Raw genomic sequence first — 16,784 nt, 5'->3', positions numbered from 1 at the left:
AATCGTCTGGTACAGCAAGGGTGGGTGACGGGTGCAACAGGATGCTGCCTACCGCGCTGTTACGGCCATGTCCAAACCAGTTCAGCGCAGTATGAGTCGGCTCTTGGCAGAAGGTTACTAGCAGAACTGATAGGCACGTTTCGTTGTTAACGGGATCAGCGGTAAAGTCCATTCTTGCCATGCGCCGCACTCGCCTGATTGCCGCGTTCGCTGATCATGCTGCGCAGGTCGATCCATTCGACGCCCTGAGCCTTGAGCTTGGGCAGCTCGCGCTCCAGCACGTCCAGCGTGACCGGGTAGGGGTGACCGATAACCACCGCTGAACCGTGCTTTTGGGCCAGTTTGATTGCAGTCTGCAATTGGCGGGTGATGGCTTCGGCCGTGCGTTCGTCGTCCAGGAACACATCGCGCGAAACGCTGGCCAGACCGATGCGCTGCGCCTCGGCGGCGGCCACGGTTTTTGCGCTGGTGCGGCTGTCGACGAAAAACAGATGACGTCGCTGCAGTTCGGCCATTAGCCAGGTCATGGCTACCGGCTCGGCGGTCATGCGGCTGCCCATGTGGTTATTGATACCGGCGGCATACGGCACTTTCAACAGCGCTGCATTCAGACGACTTTCCAGTTCCGGCAGAGGCAGCTCGGGGTGCCAGGCGTAAGGGCCGGTCGCGGGGTCCATCGGCATGTGCAGAATCACCGTTTTACCGGCGCGATGGGCCTCGCGGGCAAACTCGGTGGCGTGCGGGGTGTCGGGCATGATCGCCAGCGTGACCGGGCCTGGGAGCGCCAGAGTACGGCTGTCGCGCACCGGGTTCTGGCCCAGATCGTCGATGATCAGGGTGAAGTAGGCTTTCGAGGTTTTTTCAGCATGATCGACTGGCGCTGCATGCGCAGCGCCAGTGATCGAGAGTGCCAACAGAAGCGAGCCGAGAAAGCGCACCCGTCAGTTACCGCGGGTGATACTCAGCCCCTTCAGCAGGCTAAGCGCCTGACTGAGCTGGAAGTCGTCATCCTGCGGACGCGCCTTGGCCGCTGCGCTGCCTTTGACGGTCGGTTTGTCGGCGCCGCCATTGCCGTTGCCCAGGTGACCCATCAGGTCGGCTTCCTTGTAGTTCTCGCCGTCCGCTTCGCTGGTGACCTTGGCCCGACGTACCACGATGTCCGGGTTGATACCCTGCGCCTGAATAGAGCGACCGTTCGGCGTGTAATACAGCGCCGTAGTGATCTTCAGTGCGCGATCGTTGTTCAGCGGCAGAACGGTTTGCACCGAGCCTTTGCCGAAGGTATCGGTACCCATCAGGATGCCGCGTTTCTGGTCTTGCAGGGCGCCGGCGACAATTTCAGATGCCGAGGCGCTGCCGCCGTTGATCAGCACCACCAGTGGCACGCCTTCGCTGGCGTCTGCCGGGTCGGCCGAGAAGCGCAGTTCGGAATTGGCGATGCGGCCTTTGGTGTAGACGATCAGGCCTTTGGTGAGGAAGTGGTCCGCCACCTGCACTGCCGATTGCAGCACGCCGCCAGGGTTGTTGCGCAGGTCGAGAATCAGGCCGCTCATCTTCTTGCCGTTGTCCTTGCGGAACTTGGCCAGCGCCTTGCCGACCTCGTCGCCGGTCTTGACCTGGAACTGGGTGATGCGGATGTAGCCGTAGCCGTTTTCCAGCATCTGCGCCTTGACGCTCTTGACCTGAATGGTCGCCCGCGCCAGCGTTACGTCAAACGGCGTGCCGCCATCGCGCACCAATGTCAGCGTTATTTTTTCGCCGATCTTGCCGCGCATCTTGTCGACTGCTTCCTGCATGTTCTGGCCCTGGGTCGGCGTGCCATTGATCTTCACGATCAGGTCGCCTGCCTCAATGCCAGCCTTGGAGGCGGGGGTATCGTCGATGGGCGAAACCACCTTGACCAGGCCGTCTTCGACGCCTACTTCGATGCCCAGACCACCGAATTCGCCGCTGGTGCTTTCCTGCAACTCCTGGAAATCTTCCGGGCCGAGGTAGGCCGAGTGCGGATCAAGGTTGCTGAGCATGCCCTTGATAGCGTTTTCCAGCAGCGTTTTGTCGTCCACCGGCTCGACGTAGGCAGCCTTGACCCGATCCATGACCTCGGCAAAGGTCCGCAACTCGTCAAGCGGCAGCGGCGGCTTGGCGTTGGCATTGGGTTTGGCGGGTGCGACTGCTGCAGGCGTGGCTGGCGCGGTTTTTTCGGCAGCTTGCGCCAGGGGCGCGCCGATAACGATGGCAATTGCCAGGGCCAGCGAGGTGAGGCGGGACAAATGCAGCATGTCTAACGAACTCCTACAGATATTGGCGCCGGCTTATCCTTGAGTGCGGCACCATTGGGCCGGATCGCTGGGGCGACCCTGCTGACGAATAGCAAAGTACAACGCTGCCGTGTCCTGACCACCACTATTGCCGACCGTGGAAATCGCTTCACCGGCTTTTACAATGTCACCTGCCGACTTGAGCAGGCTCTGGTTATGCCCGTATAGGGTCAAATAGCCATTGCCGTGGTCCAGAATGACCAGAAGCCCGGCACCGCGCAACCAGTCGGCAAACACCACTCGTCCGCCATGTACGGCATGGACCTGACTGCCGGCTGTGGCACTGATCATGACGCCGTCCCACTTGGTCCGCTCGTCATCACCGCGTGCTTCACCGAAACGCGCAAGCAGTCGACCATCGATTGGCCATGGAAGTTTTCCCCTGGCCTCTGCAAAAGGTCCGCCGTAGGACACACCGGCACTGGAAACGACTGCGCCGGGGGCTTTGACCGGGCGATGCGGTGCGGGTTCATCAGCGCTTTTACTGCGGCTGGTGCTGTTGTTGCGGGCGATGGCCTCAGCTTCGCGCTGACGTTTCTCTTCGGCCTCGCGCGCAGCAACCAGCGCCTTCTGGCGAGCCTCTTCGGCTTCACGTGCCTGACGCGCCAGGGTTTCTTCGATGGTCTTGAGGACTTTGGCCAGATCAGCCTGATCCTGCTGACGGGCCTGCAGTTTCTGATCGCGAGCTTTGTAGTCCTGATTCAGTTTGGCCAGTGCCTGTTGACGCTCCTGGCGGACTTTGGCCAGTTCTTCGCTCTGGCTGTCCAGGTTGCTCTTCTGCACCAGTAGCTGTGCTTGTTGCAGGTCGATTTCTTTTCCGACGTTGGCCAGCTGGCGCAGGGTTTCATTGAAGTTGCGTAGCTGCTCCAGGCGCGCCTGGCTCAGGTAGTCGTAATAGGTGAGGGTGCGGGCGAACTTCTCGGGGTGCTGCTGGTTGAGCAACAGCTTGAGGTATTCCTGGCGGCCGCTTTGATAGGCGGCACGGGCCTGGATGGCAATCAGGCGCTGTTGTTCGACGCGAGCGCTGTTGAGTTTTTTCTTCTCACTGTCGAGCTTTTGCAGCTCGGCTTCCGTCTTTTTTAGTTCCTTTTGCAGGACCTCGACCTGCTTTTCCAACTTGCCCATTTCGGTTTCAGTGGTGCGCAGGTCTTTCTGGACGCCTGTGCGTTCTTCCTGAAGCTTGCTCAGGACCTTTTGCAGCTCCGTCACATCCTGACGCGCAGCATCTATCTGTTTTTGGGTTTGCACACGCTCGTCTTCGGCAAACGCCGGATTGAGCAGGCAGATCAGAGCAAGGGCGATCAAGGCGCGAAGCATGTGGGTGGGCGATACCGGGCAATTGTGAGAAAAAATGTCAGGCCTAGTATGCCCGCCATGCGTTGCAAAAAAAACGCCCCGCAGCCACTGCTTTAGGGCTTGAAGCATAAAAAACCGGCCTTGCCTGATGGCTATAGGCCGGTTTTTAACGGTTACTCTTCCACAAGGATCGAGTGGCCGGTCATCTCTTGCGGTTTTTCCATGCCCAGCAGTTGCAGCATGGTTGGCGCCACGTCGGCCAGAACGCCGCCTTCGCGGACCTTCAACTGACGTTTGCCGACGTACACAAAAGGTACAGGCTCGGACGTGTGCGCGGTGTGCGCCTGGCCTGTGGCGTCATCGGTCATCTGCTCGACGTTGCCGTGGTCGGCGGTGATCAGTGCTTCACCGCCGACTTTCTCCAGCGCATCGGTAATCCGTCCGACACACACGTCGAGGTATTCCACGGCCTTGATCGCCGCTTCCATGATGCCGCTATGGCCAACCATGTCGCCGTTGGCGTAGTTGACGATGATGACGTCGTAACGCTGATGCTCGATGGCGTCGACGATCTTGTCGGTCACTTCCGGCGCGCTCATTTCCGGCTGCAGGTCGTAGGTCGCGACTTTCGGCGACGGGATCAGAATGCGCTCTTCGCCCGGAAACGGTTCTTCACGACCGCCCGAGAAGAAGAAAGTGACGTGGGCGTATTTTTCAGTCTCGGCAATGCGCAGTTGAGTCTTGCCGTTGTCTGCCAGGTATTCGCCCAGCACGTTTTTCAGGCTGCCGGCGGCGAACGCCGAAGGCGCGGGGATGCTGGCCGCGTACTGGGTCAGCATCACGTAATTGACCTTGGGCTGGCGGGCGCGCTCAAAGTCCTTGAAATCGTCTTCGACGAAAACACGGGTCAGTTCACGGGCGCGGTCGGCGCGGAAGTTCATGAACACCACGGCGTCGCCGTCTTCTACGTTGGCTGGCTCGCCAATGCGCGTGGCCTTGACGAACTCGTCGTTCTCGTCACGCGCGTAAGCGGCTTCAAGCCCGGCGACGCCGGTAGCTGCGTGAAATTCGGCGCTGCTGTCGACGATCAGGTTGTAGGCCGTCGATACCCGGTCCCAGCGGTTATCGCGGTCCATGGCGAAGTAGCGGCCGATGATCGTGGCGATGCGGCCCTTGCCCAGACGTGCAAAGGTTTCGTCCATCAGTTCGAGGGATTTCTTCGCGCTGCGCGGTGGTGTGTCGCGACCGTCGAGAAACGCATGCAGATAGATTTTATCGGCGCCACGTCTTACCGCCAGCTCGGCCATGGCCACCAGGTGATCCTGATGGCTGTGCACGCCGCCATCGGACAGCAAGCCCATGATGTGCACCGCCTTGCCGGCGCTCACGGCTTTATCCACCGCGGCGCAGATGGTCGGATTCTCGAAGAACTCGCCGTCACGAATCGCCTTGGTCACCCGGGTGAAATCCTGATACACCACGCGACCGGCACCGAGGTTCATGTGCCCGACTTCGGAGTTGCCCATCTGCCCGTCCGGCAGACCGACGTCCATGCCCGAACCGGAAATCAGGCCGTTGGGCATGGTTTTGTAGAGGCGATCCATGACGGGCATTTTCGCCGCCAGGATGGCATTGCCTTCGTGGCTTTCGCTGTGTCCGAAGCCATCGAGGATGATAAGGACCAGAGGTTTTGGCGTGGCAGTCATAGAACCCACTCGATGCTGGTTGAATAAAGAGAGTAACAAAGTACAAGGGAACGGCATTTTAGGGACAAGTTCCAACGGCGTCACTGCCGTACGGACTTTGGCCGACCTTGGCTGCTGTGTATACTGGCCGACATTTTAACGCCCTGGAACCTACTGATGGTTGCTCACCTGCTTGAATTCGCCACTACCCACTATTTGATCACCGGTGCCTTCGTCATTCTGCTGGGCCTGCTGATTGCTTACGAACTGAGCAAGGGCGGCGCCAGCCTGAGCACTCGCGAGCTGACCGCACTGGTCAACAGCGATCAGGGCGTGGTCATCGACGTGCGCTCGAAAAAGGACTTCACCGCCGGCCACATCGTTGGCTCCCTGAATTTTCCGCAGGACAAGGTGCTGACCCGCACCGCCGAACTGCAGAAATACAAGGACAAGACGTTGATCATAGTCGATGCAATGGGGCAGCATGCGGGCTCTACCGCCCGCGAGCTGCTCAAAACCGGCTTCAAGGCGGCCAAGCTGTCCGGCGGTATTTCCAGCTGGCGCGGCGATAATCTTCCTCTGGTGAAATGAACATGGCTCAAGTCATCGTCTATTCCAGCGACTACTGCCCGTATTGCATACGTGCCAAGCAGCTGTTGCAGAGCAAGAGCGTGGCCTTCGAAGAAATCCGGGTCGACGGCAAGCCGCAATTGCGCGCCGAAATGACCAAGAAGGCCGGTCGTACTTCTGTACCGCAGATCTGGATCGGCCCGACCCACGTGGGCGGCTGCGATGACCTGTTTGCTCTGGAACGTGCCGGCAAGCTTGATGCCCTGCTGGCCTGATTCCCTTTAATCTTTCAGCCCTATCTGACAAGGATCCGAGATGACCGATCAACCGAACAACGGCGCTGTTGCCAACGAAGAAAACGGCCCGCAATTTTCCCTGCAGCGTATCTACGTTCGCGACCTGTCGTTTGAAGCGCCAAAAAGCCCGGCAATCTTCCGCCAGGAGTGGACGCCGACCGTCAGCCTGGACCTGAACACTCGTCAGAAGCCGCTGGAAGGTGATTTCTACGAAGTCGTGCTGACCCTGTCGGTGACCGTCAACAATGGCGAAGAAGTTGCGTTCATCGTTGAAGTGCAACAGGCCGGTATCTTCCTGATCAAGGGTCTGGACGACGCCGCAATGAGCCACACACTGGGCGCGTTCTGCCCTAACATCCTGTTCCCGTACGCTCGCGAAGCCATCGACAATCTGGTCGTACGTGGCTCGTTCCCTGCGCTGATGCTGGCCCCGGTGAACTTCGACGCCCTGTACGCGCAAGAGCTGCAACGCATGCAGGAAGCTGGCGAAACGCCAATGCCGACTGTGCAGTAAGCATTACGGCTATTACAGCGATGAAAAAGCGCCTTTCGGGGCGCTTTTTTGTGCCTGGCAGCTCGCGGTCAGGCAAACCCGTGCTGGCGCCACGCTTCATAGACGGCCACCGCCACGGTGTTGGACAGGTTCAGGCTGCGGCAGCCTTCGCGCATGGGCAGGCGCAGGCGATGTTCGCTGCTCAGCGAGTCGAGAATGTCGGCGGGCAGGCCACGGCTTTCAGGGCCGAACAGAAACGCATCGCCTGGCGCAAAGCTCGCATCATGAAAAGGCCGCGAGCCTTTGGTGGTGAAGGCGAACAACCGAGGGTTGCCGATCTTCTCCAGGCAGCTTGCCAGGTCTGCGTGCGTCTGCAGCGTGGCATACTCGTGGTAATCGAGACCGGCACGGCGCAGGCGCTTGTCGTCCAGCTCGAAACCCAACGGCTCGATCAAATGCAGGGTGCAGCCACTGTTGGCGCACAGCCTGATGACATTGCCGGTATTCGGCGGAATTTCTGGTTGAAAAAGGATGACGTGAAACATGCACGGCTCCGGACAAAAGGACGGGATGCATTCTACCCCTGAAGAGGACCCGAGACCGAAGCTCTGGCCACGCGTTCTTGGCTCTATGGCGATTGTCGGCTTCACCGTGGGTACGATTATCGGTCGCTTGCAGCAGCCAGACCCCGTCGAGCTTGAGCAGATTGAGGAATTACCCACCGGGCTGGTGCTGTGGTTCAACGAAGAGCCCAAGTATCAGGGGGCGACGGTCGATGGCGCTGTAGTGCTCAACGTCGATGCGTCGGGGCGGCCGTGGACGGGCCAGTTGAGGTTCGACAACAAGGTCGCACGCTGGAAAGTAGAGCAAGGGGAGAAGGGCTTGGTGCTGACGCTCCTGGCAGCCCGTCCGCTTCATGGCGACTGGCGCACTGAGAAGGTGGACGGGCGCTGGAGACTGGAGGTCAGTCTCCGGGAGGAATAAAAGAGGGGAATCCCCGGCCTGCCTGTACCAAGGTCCCCAAAACGGGTGATACAAGACTTATTGCAGAGTGCGTGCCAGTTTTGAGAATTAATCCGAAAGAACGCATTTTCATAGTCATATCGGATTACATACCGCTTGGTTGTAGTGTCTTTAAAACCTTTAAGTCATTGAATAGGCTGGATTTATTCCTCGGGTCTGCTCCTTGGGCAACATTTTTGAAAAACGCTTTGCACGCCTGTCACTTTAGCGTCTCGAATTCTGAGCGGTGCCTTTCGCTTGATTGCGCAGCCTCGGGAGATGCACTCAATGTGCGCACCGTCACGATGCAAACACCCATACTGATGCATTAATGATGCTGACCATGCCACGGCACCAGTTTGCGTTGCAGCGCGCGCAGGCCCAGTTCCATGGCAAAAGCGATGATGGCGATGACCAGAATCCCCAGTACCACCACATCAGTCACCAGAAACTGCGCAGCCGACTGGACCATGAAGCCAAGCCCGCTGGTCGCGGCGATGAGTTCTGCGGCGACCAGTGTCGACCAACCCACGCCCAGGCCGATGCGAATGCCGGTAAGAATGTCCGGTAACGCGCTGGGCACGATGACATGGCGAATCAGTTGCCAGCGCGTGGCCCCCAGCGATTGCGCAGCCCGCACCCTGGCAGGGTCCACGGTGCGCACCCCGGCGGCTGTGGCGATGGCAATCGGCGCGAAGATCGCCAGGTAGATCAACAGCACCTTGGAAAACTCGCCGATGCCGAACCAGATCACGATCAGCGGCAGGTAGGCCAATGGCGGGATGGGACGGTAGAACTCGATCAGCGGGTCGAAAATCCCGCGAGCGATGCGGTTCTGGCCGATGGCAATGCCGACCGGAATCGCGGTGAGAGTCGCTGCGCCCAAGGCCAGGCCGATACGTTGCAAGCTGGCACCCAGATGCTGCCAGAGCGTGGAGTCCATGTAGCCCTTGGTCATCAGTAGCCAGCCTTTGCCCAGTACATCCGCTGGCGGCGGCAGGAACAGTGGCTCGATCCAGCCTCCGGCCGTTACCGCCCACCACAGGGCCAGCAGCGTGACGAGGGTCAGAGCGCTGATGGCCCGGGTGCCCGGATAGACCCGCGGCCTGCGGGCGACAGGTGGTTTACCTGCAAGGTTGGCGATGCCTGTCAGTTCATGGCTGCTGATCGGCTCATGGCTGCTCATGCGCGCTGTTCTCCGGCACGTTGGGCAAACACGCTGGCCAGCACCTGTTCGCGGGTTTCGATAAAGCCTGGGTCAGACTTGATCGCACGAGCCGACTCGCCAGCGCTGTAGCGGCGGCCGAAGTCCAGTTGCAGGTGCTGCGCAATACGCCCGGGGTCGGGCGCCAGCAGAATCAGGTCAGTAGCGAGAAAAACCGCTTCTTCTATATCGTGGGTAATCAGAAACACCGGTTTGGCGGTGCGTTGCCAGACTTGCAGCAACAATTCCTGCATCTGTTCGCGGGTGAAAGCGTCCAGTGCGCCGAAGGGCTCGTCCATCAATAGAATGCGTGGGTCGGCTGCCAGCGCTCTGGCCAGACCCACGCGTTGCCGTTGCCCGCCGGACAGCTCCCAGATACGCCGCTGTTCAAAGCCGATCAGGTCCACCAGCGCCAGCATTTCCCGCGCCTTTGCTTCGCGTTCGCTGCGGCTGACCCCGGCCAGTTCCAGGCCAAATGCAACATTGGCCAGCACGTCCTGCCAGGGCAACAGTGCATTATCCTGAAACACCACGCCGCGCTCGGCACCTGGCCCTTCGACGGCGCTGCCGTCCAGCGTGATGCGCCCGCCGCTGGGTGTGACGAACCCGGCAATCAGATTCAGCAGCGAGGTCTTGCCGCTGCCTGACGGCCCGAGCGCCACCAGCAATTGCTGTGGCCCCAGACTCAGGTTGATGTTCTCCAGCACGGGTGCTGCTGCACCGGGGTAGTGAGCGCCGATGCCCTCCAGCTGCAACAAAGCCATGGGGATTTCCTCGCGATTTATTGCGGGATGAATGCGTTGCTGACGTACGGCGAGTAATCAGGCAGCACCGCGTCGACCTTGCCTTGTTCTTTAAGGAACGCCGCAGTTTTGGCTACCGCTTCGATGGTCGGTGTGCCCAGCAGTGAGCTCTGCTCGGTGGCCAGCGGATAGACATTGCCTTGCAGCAGTTCCGGTACGTCAGACGCCTTGGCGCCGGAAAGCCGGGTCAACTTGTCGACGTTCGCCGGGTTGGCGATCCACGCCGCAGGGTCCTGGCGATACTGGGCGTAGGCATCCAGCGTCACTTTGGCGAACGCTTTGACGACTTCCGGGTGTTTGCTGGCGAAGTCCTTGCGCACGATCCAGGCGTCGAACGTCGGCGCGCCAACCTTGGCCAGTTCGCCGGAAGTGATCAGCACCTTGCCGGTTTCCTTGGCTACACCCAGCGCCGGGTCCCAGACGTAGGTCGCGTCGATGTCACCGCGTTTCCACGCGGCGGCAATGGCTGGCGGCGCGAGGTTCAGAATCGTGACCTTGGCCGGGTCGATGTTCCAGTGCTTGAGTGCCGCGAGCAGGCTGTAGTGGCCGGTGGAAACGAACGGCACGGCAATCTTCTTGCCGATCAGGTCCTGAGGCGAATTGATTCCCGAGCCATTGCGCGCAACCAGTGCCTCGGCAGCGCCGATCTGAGTGGCGATCAGGAAGGTCTCGACCGGCAGTTTGCGCGTAGCGGCCGCAGTGAAAGGGCTTGAGCCGAGATACCCGATCTGTACGTCGCTCGAAGCGATGGCAGTGATGACGTCGGCCCCGTTGTCGAACTTGCGCCAGGCGATTTTCGAGTCAGTGGCTTTTTCGTAGGCATTGTCGGCCTGCGCCACCTTGGCTGGATCGACAGTGGTCTGGTAGGCAACCGTAAAATCGGCTGCTTGTGCGAGAAAGGTTGCGCCAGTCAACGACAGCGCTGTCAGCAGGCGCAGGGAAAAATGCAGTTTCATGATGAAGCTCCGAATCAGACGGGCCGGGGACAGGCTGGAGATGGAGACTAAGTGATCTAAGAATCCTAAAATAAATAACTTTTAGGCATTAGCTTATGAGGTGTTCTGCTGCATGCATGCACACGATCGCCAGGTTTCGCATCGGCCAATCGGCCCGAGCCAGTGGCGCACGACACTGAAATTGCTTTTTTGTTCATCTGGACTACAGTCGAATGCGTGTTTTGAGTGGTAAAAAGTGCCCAAAAAGCCTGTTTTGAGCGGATTTTCGAAATTATTTTGCGATGGCACAACGCCTGCCGTCAAAGTGGTGACAACTGTCACATTAACCGCTTAATCTCTTCGAAGTGCCCGTTTTACAAGGCTTTTGCTGGCTTGCCAGTAACGCAGTGCCGTGGGGGCCTGTGACTGGTCAGTCTCAATTTGGGCAGTCTGGTGCACAAAACCAAACGATCTGACGAATGGTCCCAAAATAAATTTTGGGAATTACACAATTAGGTCGATACACGTCCGTGACGTCCTGGCTGACACGAGTTGTGACATATAACTGAATACTCTTAATAACTGCAAAATGGTTATTTTTGAGCATGAAGAAAACACACTCCCGTGCGGCCATCGATATACGCGGTCTAGTCAAAAGTCGGGGTGTACAGAATCCATTGACCTCCAGGTCGGGACTGTCACCTTTCGCGAAATCCTTGGGTCAGGGCAAAGCCCGGCACCAAGGACATAAAAAATTAGATTCACGAGGAGCGTAGCAATGAAGAAGTCCACCCTGGCCTTGGCCGTAACCGTCGCGGCATTGGCTCAGCAGGCCGGTGCAGCTGGTTTCCTTGAAGACAGCAAAGCGTCCGTCAGTTCTCGTACTCTGTATTTCAACAACGACCTGCGTGAAGGCCGTCGTGCACCCGATCAGCGCGAAACCGCGACCGGTTTGAAATTTGACTACACCTCGGGCTTTACCCAGGGCACCGTTGGGTTTGGTCTTGATGCACAAGCCGTGATGGGTCTCCATCTGGGCGGCGGCATTCAGCACCATACTGTCAACACGGCCAACACCGTTGTTCCGACCGATACTGATGGTTCTTCGGTCAGCGACTGGTCCCGTGTAGGCGCCAACGCCAAGATGCGCTTCTCCAAAACTGAATTGAAGGTCGGTAACGCTCTGGCGCCTAACCTGCCAATTCTGGTCGCCAACGATGGTCGTCTGTTGCCTCAAGCTTTTGAGGGCGGCATCCTGACTTCGAAGGATCTGGACAATGTTACCTTCACTGCCGGTCAACTGAACAAGTCCATAGGCCGTGCTTCGAGCAACTGGACTGACCTGTCCGTTGCCGGTGCTACTCAGACCGCCGATCAGTTCCGTTTCGCGGGTGCTGACTGGAAAGTTACCAAAGACCTGACCTTGCAGTACTACTACGCCAACCTGGAAGACTTCTACAAGCAGCACTTCCTGGGCCTGGTTCATGTTTACCCGATCAGCGACAACCAGTCTTTCAAGACTGACCTGCGTTATTTCAACAGCAGCTCTGACGGTAAAAACAGCGAGGCCGCCGCAGGCTATCGCTTCAACAACAACGGTGGTTACGCCTCACACGCCGGTGAAGTCGACAACCAGACCTGGTCTGCCATGTTCACCTACGCTTTGGGCGGTCACTCGTTCATGGTTGGTCACCAGCAAGTGGGTGACAGCGGCGGCATGGTCTTCCTTGGCCAGGGTAACGTAGTGGACGGTCGCGGCCGTCCTGAAGGCAACGGCGGTTCAAGCTTCTACCTGTTCACCGATTCGATGATCAACGGCTTCAACCGTGCTGGTGAAAACACCACATTCGGTCAGTACTCGTATGACTTCGCCAAGGTCGGTGTTCCAGGTTTGAAAGCCGCGATTGCTTACTTGAGCGGTGATGACATCCGTGACGTAAACCGCAATCTGGGTACTCACTCCGAGTGGGAACGCGATATGCGCGTTGACTACGTGATTCAAAGCGGCGTGTTGAAAGGCTTCGGCACCACTGTACGTCACGGCACCTTCCGCGGTGACGTTGCCACTACTGCTGATACCGATCAAACCCGTATTCTCTTCAACTACACCTACAACTTCATGTAAGTGTACTGAAGCGTGACGAAACCCCGCCGAGTGCGGGGTTTCTTTTGTCTGCTTTCTGATATTCCTTATCGGTATATATCTGTCGTTATTTATTCTTTTTAATTTCCTTTCACAGGGCGCACAGTCAGGCTATACCCAGATACACCCGAATATCACAAGGAGCAACACCATGACACTGCGACTTGGCGACATCGCCCCTGACTTCGAGCAGGAATCCAGCGAAGGTCGTATCCGTTTCCATGAATGGCTCGGCAACAGCTGGGGTGTGTTGTTTTCTCATCCGGCAGACTTCACGCCTGTCTGCACCACAGAGCTGGGCTTCACTGCCAAATTGAAAGATGAGTTCGCCAAGCGCGGCGTTAAAGCCATCGCGCTGTCCGTTGACCCGGTTGATTCGCACATCAAGTGGATCGACGACATCAACACCACGCAGAATACCCAGGTCAATTTTCCGATTCTGGCCGACGCCGACCGCAAGGTTTCCGACCTTTATGACTTGATTCACCCCAATGCCAACGACACGCTGACCGTGCGCTCGCTATTCGTGATCGACCCGAACAAGAAAGTGCGTCTGACCATCACCTATCCGGCCAGCACCGGGCGCAATTTCCACGAGATTCTGCGGGTCATCGACTCCCTGCAACTGACCGACAACTATAAAGTCGCCACGCCTGCCAACTGGGTGGATGGTGATGATGTAGTGATCGTGCCGTCGATCAAGGACGAAGCCGAAATCAAAGAACGCTTTCCCAAAGGCTACAAGGCCGTCACGCCTTATCTGCGACTGACGCCACAGCCAAACCGCTGATTTTCGATCTACCAGGCGTGGGGTTATTCGGGCCGATTTATCGGCCCTTTTTTATGGCGCCCGAACACCTCCGTTCACTTCAGTGCAGCGCTGGCAAGGCCGGACGCAGAGCGTCCAGAACGGCATGCGACGCGGAGCGTCGCACGATAGTCGAAAAATAGTATTTTTCTTTATATTCATTTATGGAATAACTAAATGAATAAATAAGATTTATAGATATAAAAATGTGCTGTTAAGGTCGTCCCTATTCCCGCCTTGTTCGTCTACGACTGGCCGAGCAGGCACTACCCAACACCCGGTAAAGGAGCGCATATGCGCACTGTCATTTTGCGTCGAAGCCTTGTCGCCCTGTTTGCTGCTGCGGTCGCTCTTGGTGCGGTCACTCAGGCCCAGGCGGAAGATCTGCGCATCGGTTATCAGAAATACGGCACGCTGGTGCTGCTCAAGGCCAAGGGCTCGCTGGAAAAGCGCTTGGCCGAGCAGGGCGTCAAGGTTCAGTGGACCGAGTTCCCGGGTGGCCCGCAGTTGCTTGAAGGCCTGAACGTCGGCTCCATCGATTTTGGTGTGACCGGTGAAACGCCACCGGTCTTCGCTCAAGCAGCAGGCGCAGATCTTCTGTACGTCGCGTACGAGCCGCCTGCACCAACCAGCGAAGCCATTCTGGTGCCCAAGGACTCGCCGATTACCTCGGTAAAAGACCTTAAAGGCAAGAAAGTCGTCCTCAATAAAGGCTCCAACGTTCATTACCTGTTGGTTAAGGCTCTGGAAGATGCAGGTCTCAAATACACCGATATTCAGACCGTGTTCCTGCCGCCAGCCGATGCGCGTGCCGCTTTCGAACGTGGCAGCGTAGACGCCTGGGTCATCTGGGATCCTTACCAGGCCGCTGCTGAAAAGCAATTGCAGGCCCGCACGCTGAAAGACGGCACTGGCATTGTCGACAACCACCAGTTCTATCTGGCGACCAAGCCTTACGCGCAGAAAAATCCAAAAGTGATTCAGGCCGTGATCGAAGAAGTCCGCGCGGTGGGCGAGTGGTCCAAGGCCCACCCCGACGAAGTGACCAAACAGGTCGCACCGCTGCTGGGGCTGCCCGCCGACATTACGTTGACCTCGGTGAAACGCCAGGGCTACGGCGCGCTGTTCATCACCCCGCCGGTGGTCGCCGCGCAGCAGAAAATTGCCGATACCTTCTACCAGCTCAAATTGATCCCCAAGCCGCTCAGCATTGCTGACGTGGTCTGGACGCCACCTGCTGCTGTTGCTCAAGCACAGTGACAAACAGGCCCCTTGAGGAGACAACTCCATGAGCCTCAGTGCTTCGCAACGCATCGTTCATCGACTGGCGCCCTGGGCACTTCCAGTCCTGTTATTGGCCATCTGGCAGCTGTCAGTCAGTGCCGGCTGGTTATCCACACGCATTCTGCCCGCACCCAGCGCAGTCATTGAAGCGGGTGCCACGCTGGTTGCCAGCGGCGAAATCTGGACCCACCTGGCGATCAGCGGCTGGCGCGCCGGAATCGGCTTTGCCATCGGCGGCGGCATAGGTCTGGCACTGGGCTTTATTACCGGCCTGAGCAAATGGGGCGAACGCTTGCTGGACAGCTCGGTGCAGATGATCCGTAACGTGCCGCACCTGGCGCTGATCCCGCTGGTCATCCTGTGGTTCGGCATCGACGAGACCGCGAAGATATTTCTGGTCGCACTGGGCACGCTGTTCCCGATTTACCTGAACACCTACCACGGCATCCGCAACATCGATCCGGCGCTGGTAGAAATGTCCCGCAGCTACGGCTTGTCCGGCTTCAGCCTGTTTCGGCATGTGATCCTGCCGGGCGCCATGCCTTCGATTCTGGTGGGCGTACGCTTTGCGCTGGGCTTCATGTGGCTGACGTTGATCGTGGCGGAAACCATTTCGGCCAGTTCCGGCATCGGATATCTGGCAATGAATGCGCGGGAATTTCTGCAGACCGACATCGTGGTGCTGGCCATAGTGTTGTACGCAGTCCTCGGCAAGCTGGCCGATCTGGCGGCGCGCGGCCTTGAGCGTGTCTGCCTGCGCTGGCATCCGGCCTATCAAGTGAGCAAAGGCGGTGCCGCATGACCAGTCTGAAACAACAACCCCCGCACCTGCTGCGCGGTATCCCGCTGGCGGTGCAAAACCTGAAAAAAGCGTTTGGCACCCGCGAAGTGCTCAAGGACATCGACCTGCACATTCCGGCCGGTCAGTTCGTCGCCATTGTCGGCCGTAGTGGTTGCGGTAAAAGCACCCTGCTGCGCCTGCTTGCCGGTCTCGACAAGCCAACCGAGGGCCAGTTGCTCGCAGGTTCTGCGCCGCTGGACGATGCCCGCGAAGACACGCGCTTGATGTTCCAGGAGGCGCGCTTGCTGCCCTGGAAGAAGGTCATCGACAACGTCGGTCTGGGCCTCGGTGGCAACTGGCGACCGCAGGCACTCGAAGCGCTTGAGGCCGTCGGGTTGGCTGAACGTGCCAACGAGTGGCCGGCGGCATTGTCCGGTGGCCAGAAGCAGCGTGTTGCACTGGCTCGCGCGCTGATTCACAAGCCGCGGCTGCTGTTGCTCGACGAACCACTGGGCGCGCTGGACGCCCTGACCCGGATCGAAATGCAACAACTGATTGAAAAGCTGTGGGGCCAGTATGGCTTCACGGTGCTGCTGGTCACCCACGATGTCAGCGAAGCGGTCGCCATTGCCGACCGCGTGATTCTGATCGAAGAAGGCCAGATCGGCCTCGATCTGCTGGTCGATCTGCCACGCCCGCGAGCTCGCGGCTCACATCGCCTCGCCGCTCTGGAAGCAGAAGTGCTTAACCGCGTGCTGGCCATCCCCGGCTCGCCACCTGACCCGGAACCGTTTTCGCCACTGCCCACGCAACTGAGCTGGGCAAATTAACCCTGATCCCAAAGGAAGACACGCCATGACTATTAAAGCCATCAACGTTCGTAACCAGTTCAAAGGCACCATCAAGGAAATCGTTCACGGCGACGTGCTGTCGGAAATCGACGTACAGACCGCATCGGGCGTCGTGACCTCGGTCATCACCACCCGCTCGGTCAAAGAGCTGGAACTGGTCGTAGGCAGCGAAGTGATCGCCTTCGTGAAGTCGACCGAAGTCTCCATCGCCAAGCTGTAAACGATGGGCAAAAAACACCCCGGGCGGTCCTGACCCTCCGGGGTTTTTTGCTGTTTACCTAGCAGTTCTGTGAGGTAGGCGGTGTAGCGGTTTTG

General features: G+C 58.5%; 18 protein-coding genes. 10 read left to right on the top strand and 8 right to left on the bottom strand.

Annotation, left to right across the window (positions count from 1 at the left end; all coding sequences use genetic code 11):
- Nucleotides 1–155: 155 nt before the first annotated feature.
- The 4 genes from PSPTO_RS27540 to gpmI all read right to left on the bottom strand — a co-directional run bounded on the left by PSPTO_RS27540 (nt 156) and on the right by gpmI (nt 5,320).
- Nucleotides 156–938, bottom strand: coding sequence for a divergent polysaccharide deacetylase family protein (locus tag PSPTO_RS27540; RefSeq protein ID WP_007246844.1), 783 nt, complete (start codon nt 936–938; stop codon nt 156–158).
- A 3-nt stretch (nt 939–941) separates the two neighbouring features.
- Nucleotides 942–2,279, bottom strand: coding sequence for a S41 family peptidase (locus tag PSPTO_RS27535; RefSeq protein ID WP_005767110.1), 1,338 nt, complete (start codon nt 2,277–2,279; stop codon nt 942–944).
- 33 nt (nt 2,280–2,312) lie between these two features.
- A complete protein-coding gene (locus PSPTO_RS27530; RefSeq protein WP_011105427.1) occupies nt 2,313–3,635 on the bottom strand; it encodes a murein hydrolase activator EnvC family protein in 1,323 nt (440 codons plus the stop codon).
- 152 nt (nt 3,636–3,787) lie between these two features.
- Nucleotides 3,788–5,320, bottom strand: coding sequence for a 2,3-bisphosphoglycerate-independent phosphoglycerate mutase (gpmI, locus tag PSPTO_RS27525; protein ID WP_011105426.1), 1,533 nt, complete (start codon nt 5,318–5,320; stop codon nt 3,788–3,790).
- A gap of 156 nt (nt 5,321–5,476) precedes the next feature.
- Between gpmI and PSPTO_RS27520 the strand changes: the two genes are divergently transcribed.
- Genes PSPTO_RS27520 through secB form a run of 3 tightly spaced genes read left to right on the top strand, consistent with a single transcriptional unit; the run spans nt 5,477 to nt 6,679 of the window.
- Nucleotides 5,477–5,890: a rhodanese-like domain-containing protein gene (locus PSPTO_RS27520; RefSeq protein ID WP_004397172.1), complete on the top strand. Its 414-nt coding sequence runs from the start codon at nt 5,477–5,479 to the stop codon at nt 5,888–5,890.
- 2 nt (nt 5,891–5,892) lie between these two features.
- Nucleotides 5,893–6,144, top strand: coding sequence for a glutaredoxin 3 (grxC, locus tag PSPTO_RS27515; RefSeq protein WP_005621585.1), 252 nt, complete (start codon nt 5,893–5,895; stop codon nt 6,142–6,144).
- A 40-nt stretch (nt 6,145–6,184) separates the two neighbouring features.
- Nucleotides 6,185–6,679, top strand: a complete 495-nt coding sequence (gene secB, locus PSPTO_RS27510) for a protein-export chaperone SecB (protein WP_005621582.1) — start codon at nt 6,185–6,187, stop codon at nt 6,677–6,679.
- 68 nt (nt 6,680–6,747) lie between these two features.
- Here secB and PSPTO_RS27505 read toward each other — a convergent pair whose 3' ends face one another.
- Nucleotides 6,748–7,203 carry a tRNA (cytidine(34)-2'-O)-methyltransferase gene (locus tag PSPTO_RS27505; RefSeq protein ID WP_011105425.1) on the bottom strand — a complete coding sequence of 152 codons (456 nt, stop codon included), beginning with the start codon at nt 7,201–7,203 and terminating at the stop codon, nt 6,748–6,750.
- Here PSPTO_RS27505 and PSPTO_RS27500 point away from each other — a divergent pair.
- Entirely contained in the window at nt 7,202–7,642 is a 441-nt protein-coding gene (locus PSPTO_RS27500) for a hypothetical protein (protein WP_011105424.1), read from the top strand. The two genes, PSPTO_RS27505 and PSPTO_RS27500, sit on opposite strands and share 2 nt — an antisense overlap.
- Nucleotides 7,643–7,988: 346 nt before the next feature.
- On the opposite strand, the gene tauC is transcribed toward PSPTO_RS27500, so the two are convergent.
- From tauC to tauA, 3 genes are read right to left on the bottom strand one after another with little or no spacing between them, the layout of a single operon-like run.
- Nucleotides 7,989–8,846: a taurine ABC transporter permease TauC gene (tauC, locus tag PSPTO_RS27495; RefSeq protein ID WP_011105423.1), complete on the bottom strand. Its 858-nt coding sequence runs from the start codon at nt 8,844–8,846 to the stop codon at nt 7,989–7,991.
- On the bottom strand, nt 8,843–9,628 hold the full coding sequence (gene tauB / locus PSPTO_RS27490; RefSeq protein ID WP_005767098.1) for a taurine ABC transporter ATP-binding subunit: 786 nt from the start codon (nt 9,626–9,628) through the stop codon (nt 8,843–8,845). Before tauB ends, tauC begins: the two co-directional genes overlap by 4 nt.
- Nucleotides 9,629–9,645: 17 nt before the next feature.
- The gene (gene tauA, locus PSPTO_RS27485; protein ID WP_011105422.1) at nt 9,646–10,623 is read right to left on the bottom strand and encodes a taurine ABC transporter substrate-binding protein; all 978 of its coding nucleotides are present in this window, start codon (nt 10,621–10,623) and stop codon (nt 9,646–9,648) included.
- Between the two features lie 757 nt (nt 10,624–11,380).
- On the opposite strand from tauA, the gene PSPTO_RS27480 reads away from it, so the two are divergent.
- The 6 genes from PSPTO_RS27480 to PSPTO_RS27455 all read left to right on the top strand — a co-directional run bounded on the left by PSPTO_RS27480 (nt 11,381) and on the right by PSPTO_RS27455 (nt 16,689).
- Nucleotides 11,381–12,727: an OprD family outer membrane porin gene (locus tag PSPTO_RS27480; RefSeq protein WP_011105421.1), complete on the top strand. Its 1,347-nt coding sequence runs from the start codon at nt 11,381–11,383 to the stop codon at nt 12,725–12,727.
- Between the two features lie 169 nt (nt 12,728–12,896).
- Nucleotides 12,897–13,535, top strand: coding sequence for a peroxiredoxin (locus PSPTO_RS27475; protein ID WP_004397208.1), 639 nt, complete (start codon nt 12,897–12,899; stop codon nt 13,533–13,535).
- A 312-nt stretch (nt 13,536–13,847) separates the two neighbouring features.
- Nucleotides 13,848–14,813, top strand: a complete 966-nt coding sequence (locus PSPTO_RS27470) for a sulfonate ABC transporter substrate-binding protein (RefSeq protein WP_005767090.1) — start codon at nt 13,848–13,850, stop codon at nt 14,811–14,813.
- 28 nt (nt 14,814–14,841) lie between these two features.
- Complete coding sequence (gene ssuC, locus PSPTO_RS27465) at nt 14,842–15,639, top strand: aliphatic sulfonate ABC transporter permease SsuC (protein ID WP_005767089.1); 798 nt, start codon at nt 14,842–14,844, stop codon at nt 15,637–15,639.
- A complete protein-coding gene (ssuB, locus tag PSPTO_RS27460; RefSeq protein ID WP_011105420.1) occupies nt 15,636–16,448 on the top strand; it encodes an aliphatic sulfonates ABC transporter ATP-binding protein in 813 nt (270 codons plus the stop codon). The genes ssuC and ssuB overlap by 4 nt, the downstream gene beginning before the upstream one ends.
- Before the next feature lie 25 nt (nt 16,449–16,473).
- Nucleotides 16,474–16,689: a TOBE domain-containing protein gene (locus PSPTO_RS27455; RefSeq protein WP_002555770.1), complete on the top strand. Its 216-nt coding sequence runs from the start codon at nt 16,474–16,476 to the stop codon at nt 16,687–16,689.
- Nucleotides 16,690–16,784: the final 95 nt, after the last annotated feature.

This window comes from Pseudomonas syringae pv. tomato str. DC3000, from assembly GCF_000007805.1.
Classification (GTDB): domain Bacteria; phylum Pseudomonadota; class Gammaproteobacteria; order Pseudomonadales; family Pseudomonadaceae; genus Aquipseudomonas; species Aquipseudomonas avellanae.
This window is presented reverse-complemented; position numbering and strand designations above follow the sequence as displayed.

Coding starts and splice junctions, on each gene's coding strand:
- PSPTO_RS27535 (WP_005767110.1), bottom strand. CDS start 2,279: ATGCTGCATTTGTCCCGCCTCACCTCGCTGGCCCTGGCAATTGCCATC.
- PSPTO_RS27530 (WP_011105427.1), bottom strand. CDS start 3,635: ATGCTTCGCGCCTTGATCGCCCTTGCTCTGATCTGCCTGCTCAATCCG.
- gpmI (WP_011105426.1), bottom strand. CDS start 5,320: ATGACTGCCACGCCAAAACCTCTGGTCCTTATCATCCTCGATGGCTTC.
- PSPTO_RS27520 (WP_004397172.1), top strand. CDS start 5,477: ATGGTTGCTCACCTGCTTGAATTCGCCACTACCCACTATTTGATCACC.
- grxC (WP_005621585.1), top strand. CDS start 5,893: ATGGCTCAAGTCATCGTCTATTCCAGCGACTACTGCCCGTATTGCATA.
- secB (WP_005621582.1), top strand. CDS start 6,185: ATGACCGATCAACCGAACAACGGCGCTGTTGCCAACGAAGAAAACGGC.
- PSPTO_RS27500 (WP_011105424.1), top strand. CDS start 7,202: ATGCACGGCTCCGGACAAAAGGACGGGATGCATTCTACCCCTGAAGAG.
- PSPTO_RS27505 (WP_011105425.1), bottom strand. CDS start 7,203: ATGTTTCACGTCATCCTTTTTCAACCAGAAATTCCGCCGAATACCGGC.
- tauC (WP_011105423.1), bottom strand. CDS start 8,846: ATGAGCAGCCATGAGCCGATCAGCAGCCATGAACTGACAGGCATCGCC.
- tauB (WP_005767098.1), bottom strand. CDS start 9,628: ATGGCTTTGTTGCAGCTGGAGGGCATCGGCGCTCACTACCCCGGTGCA.
- tauA (WP_011105422.1), bottom strand. CDS start 10,623: ATGAAACTGCATTTTTCCCTGCGCCTGCTGACAGCGCTGTCGTTGACT.
- PSPTO_RS27480 (WP_011105421.1), top strand. CDS start 11,381: ATGAAGAAGTCCACCCTGGCCTTGGCCGTAACCGTCGCGGCATTGGCT.
- PSPTO_RS27475 (WP_004397208.1), top strand. CDS start 12,897: ATGACACTGCGACTTGGCGACATCGCCCCTGACTTCGAGCAGGAATCC.
- PSPTO_RS27470 (WP_005767090.1), top strand. CDS start 13,848: ATGCGCACTGTCATTTTGCGTCGAAGCCTTGTCGCCCTGTTTGCTGCT.
- ssuC (WP_005767089.1), top strand. CDS start 14,842: ATGAGCCTCAGTGCTTCGCAACGCATCGTTCATCGACTGGCGCCCTGG.
- ssuB (WP_011105420.1), top strand. CDS start 15,636: ATGACCAGTCTGAAACAACAACCCCCGCACCTGCTGCGCGGTATCCCG.
- PSPTO_RS27455 (WP_002555770.1), top strand. CDS start 16,474: ATGACTATTAAAGCCATCAACGTTCGTAACCAGTTCAAAGGCACCATC.